At 69.2% G+C, this 6000-nt stretch carries 6 protein-coding genes; 1 reads left to right on the top strand and 5 read right to left on the bottom strand.

The window, feature by feature from the left end:
- Positions 1-99 precede the first annotated feature (99 nt).
- From AIIKEEIJ_RS29130 to AIIKEEIJ_RS29110, 5 genes are all read right to left on the bottom strand, one after another.
- Positions 100-672, bottom strand: a complete 573-nt coding sequence (locus tag AIIKEEIJ_RS29130; protein ID WP_161997140.1) for a DUF6668 family protein — start codon at positions 670-672, stop codon at positions 100-102.
- A complete protein-coding gene (locus AIIKEEIJ_RS29125) occupies positions 669-1442 on the bottom strand; it encodes a hypothetical protein (RefSeq protein WP_161997139.1) in 774 nt (257 codons plus the stop codon). Before AIIKEEIJ_RS29125 ends, AIIKEEIJ_RS29130 begins: the two co-directional genes overlap by 4 nt.
- Entirely contained in the window at positions 1439-2458 is a 1020-nt protein-coding gene (locus AIIKEEIJ_RS29120) for a hypothetical protein (protein WP_338021033.1), read from the bottom strand. Before AIIKEEIJ_RS29120 ends, AIIKEEIJ_RS29125 begins: the two co-directional genes overlap by 4 nt.
- Before the next feature lie 103 nt (positions 2459-2561).
- Positions 2562-3674: an insoluble domain protein gene (locus AIIKEEIJ_RS29115; RefSeq protein WP_174565242.1), complete on the bottom strand. Its 1113-nt coding sequence runs from the start codon at positions 3672-3674 to the stop codon at positions 2562-2564.
- A gap of 30 nt (positions 3675-3704) precedes the next feature.
- Entirely contained in the window at positions 3705-5345 is a 1641-nt protein-coding gene (locus AIIKEEIJ_RS29110; protein ID WP_161997137.1) for a cutinase family protein, read from the bottom strand.
- 154 nt (positions 5346-5499) lie between these two features.
- On the opposite strand from AIIKEEIJ_RS29110, the gene AIIKEEIJ_RS29105 reads away from it, so the two are divergent.
- The gene (locus AIIKEEIJ_RS29105; protein ID WP_072815205.1) at positions 5500-5943 is read left to right on the top strand and encodes a helix-turn-helix transcriptional regulator; all 444 of its coding nucleotides are present in this window, start codon (positions 5500-5502) and stop codon (positions 5941-5943) included.
- Positions 5944-6000: the final 57 nt, after the last annotated feature.

Genomic DNA, 6000 nt, shown 5'->3' with positions numbered 1-6000 from the left:
CGCCCGGCGGCACCTCCGGGTTGATGTCGAAGTTGACCGAACCTTGTGCGAGATACGCAACGTCCACGACGGTCTGAAGCATGACGTGTCCTCCGTGTCTTACTGCCCCGACCACAAGGCGGGCAGGCTGGATTGGATTGCCGTGATGATGCCGACGCCGGCAGCGATCACGTCCTCGGGAACGTCGATGACTGCTCCCTTGGTCTGGATGGGCACGCCGTCGAGGGCGCGCCAGGTGGGCAGGCTCGATCGGGCCGCCGAGGCCAGGAAGCGGTGCCAGCCGATCGCCCAGTGCGCAGCCACCGCGCCGGTGACGATCGAGCGCAGCTGACGCACCTCCTTCGGGGGCTGACCGGGCGCGTTCGCCACGGTGACCAGGCCGAGCAGCTCGCACGCCAACCCGCGGTTGCGGTGCTCGAGGATCAGATCGTGGGCGCTGGACAGGCCCTGGATGGTTTCCCGGCAGACCACCACCACATACGGCGATTCGGTCTCCCGGGCGTCACCGCACGGCCACCGATGCCGCGCATCCTCGGCGAAGTCCCAGTACCGGGCGAGGGTGGAGACCCCGGCCCCGCCGTGCGCGCCGAGCAGCCACACCGCCGGCCCGGGCGCAGCCACCGGGTACGGATCGACCCGCACCTCGACGCTGATGCGTTCTCTGCTGCTCATGCCAGCTCCTCGGTCCCGGCCCGGTGGTCGGTGTCGTGGTGGCCGGCCTCGACTCGGCCGAGGGCGTCGAGCACGTCGGTCCAGGCGTCGATCGAGTCGACCGACAGGTGCCGGTGGTCGACGGTGCCGGGGCGAGCCAGGCTCGCATCGAAGGGCACTTCGACGAACCCGGCGGTCAGCGGGGCCAACGCCTGCCGGATCGGGGTCAGATCGACCAGGCGCTGCGGAAGCTGGTGCGAGATCGACACCACCGTGCGGGAGAGCACGTCCGATCCGTAGGTGCGCATCAGCCATTCGAGGCCGTCGCGCATCCGGCTCAGCGGCTCGGATCGGGCCGGGGCGACGACGACGATCGCGGCACCGGCGTCGATCAGCGGAGCCAGACGGCGCGAGCGCAACGCCGTTCCGACATCGTGGATGCGGGCGAGATGCCGATCGGCGAGAAGGCTGTCCACCAGCACCGAATCCGAGGATTCGCCGTGTCCGACGACCACGGCACCGGCCGTGCTGAGGGCCATACGGGAGCCGAGCTGGCGGATCGCCCGCGCAGAATCGATCGGTTCGACCCCGGCGCGGTCGAGCAGGTTTCCGCCGCCGAAGGTGCCGTCGATCGCCGCGACCTGTGCATCGGTTCCCAGGCGCAGGGCGGTGGCCAGGCCGAGGCAGGTCGTGGTCGCGGCCGCTCCCCCGGAGCCGGCCACCACGATGGCCGAGAGGTGTTCGGGTTGCTCGATTTTCGGGCTACGGCGAAATGCAACAACGTTGTTCATCGATTCTCCACGTTCGCGATCTTCAACCCGCCGTCGGCGGGCATGGTGGTGATCCACTGCTTGTGGATGCCTTCGTCTCCCACGGGCGGGAACTTCAGCAGCACATCGACCGACCAGCGGTTCGGGTCCTCGGTCGGCAGCACGCTCACGCAATGCTCGGTCCCGGCCGGAACGGCGTCGATGAAGCTCTGAATATCGCTGCCGGGCAGGACCATCAGCTCTGCGACGGCCTGGCCGTCCCGCTGGACGTAGTAGGCGTGCTCGAATGCCTGGATCACCGCCGGGCCGGAATCGCGTCCACCGGGGCCGTTGCCGACGATCCGGTCGGGTTCGTCGACCGGGGCGCACCACAGCGGCGGCGCCGCGGTCGCGGTCGTCGAGGGGGTGGTCGAGGGCGAGGCCACTACCGAGGAGGACGGCAGCGGCGGCGCCTGTGGTTCGTCGGTGCTGCCGGTCATCGCGGTCACCACCGCAGCGGAGACCACCGCCAGCACGGCGACACCGCCGCCGACGAGCATCCAGGTGCGGGACCGATCGCCGCCCGGCTTCGCGGGAGCAGCGGCAGCGGTGTCGGTGACCGGCACGGCGGGGGCGCTGGTGGGGGCCTCGGCCGACTCGGGGGCCGGAGTCGGCCGGGGAGGGCAGGCACGGCCGATCGCGGACTTGAGACCCCCACGGCTGCGCTGCGAGATCACCAGCGGACCTCGCGGAATGTGGACGTGCACCCAGTCCGGGGCATCGGCATAGGGATCGACCTCGGTTGCGGCATCGCCGTTGTCGGCAGGGTCGTGGGCCCCGGGATCGGGGAGAGAAGGTACGTCGGGATCGGGCTCGCCGGTGGTGTCGGCGGTGAGAATCGGTTCGAGTTCGGTCTGGATCACCGCGTCGGCATCGACCGGTTCGAGGTCCGATGCCACCACCGCGTCGGCGATGGTCTCGTCCGGGATCGGGAAGTACAGCGATCCGGTCGCAACGGTCTCGGTCGGAGTCGGCTGCGGCCCGTAGTGCTCGGTCACGTCCGGGAAGAGTGTTCCTCGATTGTCGGTCGACAAAGTGTCCTCCGTCGTCGGGTGGTGGGGGCGGGGCGTGCCCGCCCCCACCGAAAGCTGGTCGAGCAGATCAGGCCGGCACGATCCCGTCGCCGATCGCGGTCGAGATCATCTCGGCGGCAGTGCCGGCCGAACCGCCGAAGAAGGTGTCCAGAGCGCTGTCCACACCGGCGATCACGCCTTCACCACCGGGCTGGACCTCGACCCACTCACGGACCTGCGAATCGACCTGCGGAGCGGTCTGCACGACGTTCTGAACTGCGTCGGCGGCGGCCTGTCCGACCGGGCCGGAGGACTGCCACTGCTCGACCGTGGAACCGGCCTGCTCGGTGAGCACGTCTTCACCCACGTCCGGCAGCTCCACCTCGATGGGCTGACCTTCGTCGTCACCGGCACCGAAGGCGGTTCCGGCAGCCAGACCGGCCGCGCCACCGAGCACTGCGCCGGGAACCGCGCCGACCGCAGCGCCGATCGCTGCTCCGGCTGCGGTACCGGCGACACCGGTAGTGACCTCGGGCAGCACCGGGATCGGCAGCGGCACCACACCACCGGCGGTGGCACCGGCGATACCGCCGATGGTGCCGCCGATCAGGGCACCGGGAACGGCACCGGCCGCCCCGCCGGCTGCCGCACCGGCCACCGTCGCGCCGATCTGAGCAGCAGCGACACGATCGGCACGGCTGGCTTCGATACCGATCGACTTGTAGAACGTCGCCACGTCCGACCGGATCAGACCGGCGGTGTTGTTGGTGCGCTCCCGGTCGTCGTCGGTGACCCAATTCGGCTGGTTGAAGTGGACATCGCCGATCATGATCTTCTCGGGCGGAGCGATGTAGATCGGTTCCGGCTCGACCGGCTGCGGGGCACGCAGCTCCAGCGGGTTGATCGGCGCCGGAGTGGACTGCCGCTCATAGCGGTTGGTGTCGTAGTTGTAGTCCGGCAGCGGCGCGTACTCGCGCTGCTGCGCCGGCGGCGGGGTCCAGTAGATCTGCTTGGCCGGCGGCTTCGGCGCGCTGGTGGTGCCGCCCTGAGTGGACGGTGCCGGGGTGGTCACCCCGCCCTGCGAGGGCAGCTCGACCGGAGCTGCCCAGGCCACACCGGTGCCCGCTGCCACGATCGCGGCGGCCGTGGCAGGCACGACGCTCGCCTTGGCGATCCGTGACGGCCTGTGATGCTTGCTCATCAGTGGTTCTCTCTTCTGTCGAGGCGTGAATCAGTTGAGTTCGGCGGCCGAGATGCCGCCTTGATCGAGCACCGTCGGTCCCGCGTCGACCACAGTCGTGGTGGTCACGGCCGGTTCCGAGGTGGTGGACGTCGCCGTCTGCGACGACGGGGTGGTCGAGGTGGTCGCCGACGGCCGGACCGTCGTAGTGGTCGGCGTCGTCGCGGTGGAGGTCACCGTCGTGGAGGTGGTGGAGTCGGCCGCAGCGCTGAGGTCGGATGCCACCGCAGCGAGCCAGGAGGCAGCGAACCGGGTCGGGGCCTGTCCGCTGGCAGTAGCCGGGACCGACCCGTAGGAGCCGTGTTCGGCGGCGACATTGCGCACCGTCGTCATCGCCACCAGGTCGAACGCGTCCCGGTTGGCCTTGACCTCGTTCTGCACGACCTGGAACGCCTGCCGCACCAACCGCTGCGAGGTCGCCGGCGGGACCAGCTCGGGCAGCACACTGACCGTCTTGGCCGCGAGCACACCGAAGGCCGCGGCCGGATTGGCCAGCCCTGCCGCCGCGACCGCTGCGATCGTCTCCGGGGTCAGCACCTTCTTGACGACCGTGACCGCCGCGTTGATGCCGATCAGCCCGACCTTCATCAACGCTGCCGTGACTTCCTGTCCCGTCGGAGCTTTCGCCCGAGGATCGGATGCTTCGGCCAGCCGCTGCGAGATGGTCTTCTTCGGCTGGACCGAGATCGCCGACAGCGCGCTCTTCGGCGCCTGAATGTCCTGGTTGACCACATCGACGGCGGTCTTGAAGGCCGTCGATGCCAGTGCCCGTCCGACCGTGGAGATCGCGACGAACGGATCCCCGCCGACCTCGACCTGACCGGCGACGTTGACCACCGCCCGCACGACCGGGGCGTTCGCCGGCGCATCACAGGCCAGATCCCCGCCCTGGCACCAGGACGACACCCGTCCCGACAGGCTGCCGTAGCTGCTGGTCAGATCGGCCACCGGCCCGATGCCACCTCCTTCGGGGGCGGTGAACGACACCGCCGACAGCGCCTTGACCGCCTCTCCCCTGGTGCCGGGAACCGGCGACGGGGCCGTCTGCGAGGTCCCGGGGAACAGTCCCGATCCGGGGCTGCGGGTCGGCGCGCCGAACAGGGCACCGGCTGCGACCGAGCGGGCCGGAACGACCCCGGTGCCCTTGCCGACCGACCGCAGGAAGTTCGACGCGGCATGGGCGCCCTGGGAGAAGCCGACGACGGCGAGCTTGGCCGAAGGGCACTGCGAGAGCACCTTCTGCGCCGCCAGGGACAGGTTCTCCTCCCCTGCCGTCACCGACTCGACATACGACTCGGTGCCGCCTGGCGTCAGGCCACCGAACGAACCGGGATACGGCACATACGCCCGATCGACGCTCGCGCCCAGCTCACGGGCCTGATCGAGCAGCGGACCCATGATGTTCGAGAGCATTCCGGTATCGACCTTCACCGGCGCGTCCGGCGACGTCTCGGTGGTGCCCTGCATCCCGAGCACGTACAGATCCGGGCAGTCCGAGACCAGCTCACCGAGCCAGTGCGGTTCATCGCCCGTGCTCGACTGGGCATAGGCCGGGGCGGTACCCAGGCCGGCAGTAGCCAGCACAGCCGCCGAAAATGATATGGCCGCAAAGCGTTTGGGCCACGCGCTCATATTCCCCTCCTTCACGGCTACGACCTTACTCCAGATCGAAGTTATTTCCCACAGTTATTTCCTACAGAATGTCGGCGGCGATTTCCACCCAGCTGCGCATATGCGGCAAAGTTGGTGCGAGAGTTACCGGAGTGGACCCGAGACGGAGGTGAGAGTGCCGCGCCGCGCCCTGTACGGGTTCGATCCCACCCGGCTCACCGAGGTGCGCCGCGAACGGGGCCTGTCCCGCTCCGATCTCGGACGCCTGTCCTCGGTCACCTACAACACCGTTCGCAACTGGGAAACCGGTGAGAGTGCACCGAGCCCGAGCACACTGGAGCGAGTGGCCGAAGTCCTCGGAGTCACAGTGCACGAACTCGCCGTCGTGCCAGAGCAAGCGCAGACCCTCGCCAGCTGGCGGACTCGCAGAGGTCTGGCACAGTCCGACATCGCCCAGGAGCTGGGTATGTCGAAGTCCACCTACTCCCGGCTCGAACGAGGCGAACGCTCCCCGACGAGTGACGAGAGGCGGAAGTTGGCGACCATTCTCGACACGAGCGAGGAGCAGGTGACGTCGCTGTGGATGCGCGCTCACCGCAGACCGGGCGGATCACGCTGACACCACCGGCACCCTTACCTGCGTTCATACGTTTGACCGACCAAGCGGAAACCCCCA

The organism is Rhodococcus sp. YH1, from assembly GCF_009939605.1.
Classification (GTDB): Bacteria; Actinomycetota; Actinomycetes; order Mycobacteriales; family Mycobacteriaceae; genus Rhodococcus; species Rhodococcus aetherivorans.
This window is presented reverse-complemented; position numbering and strand designations above follow the sequence as displayed.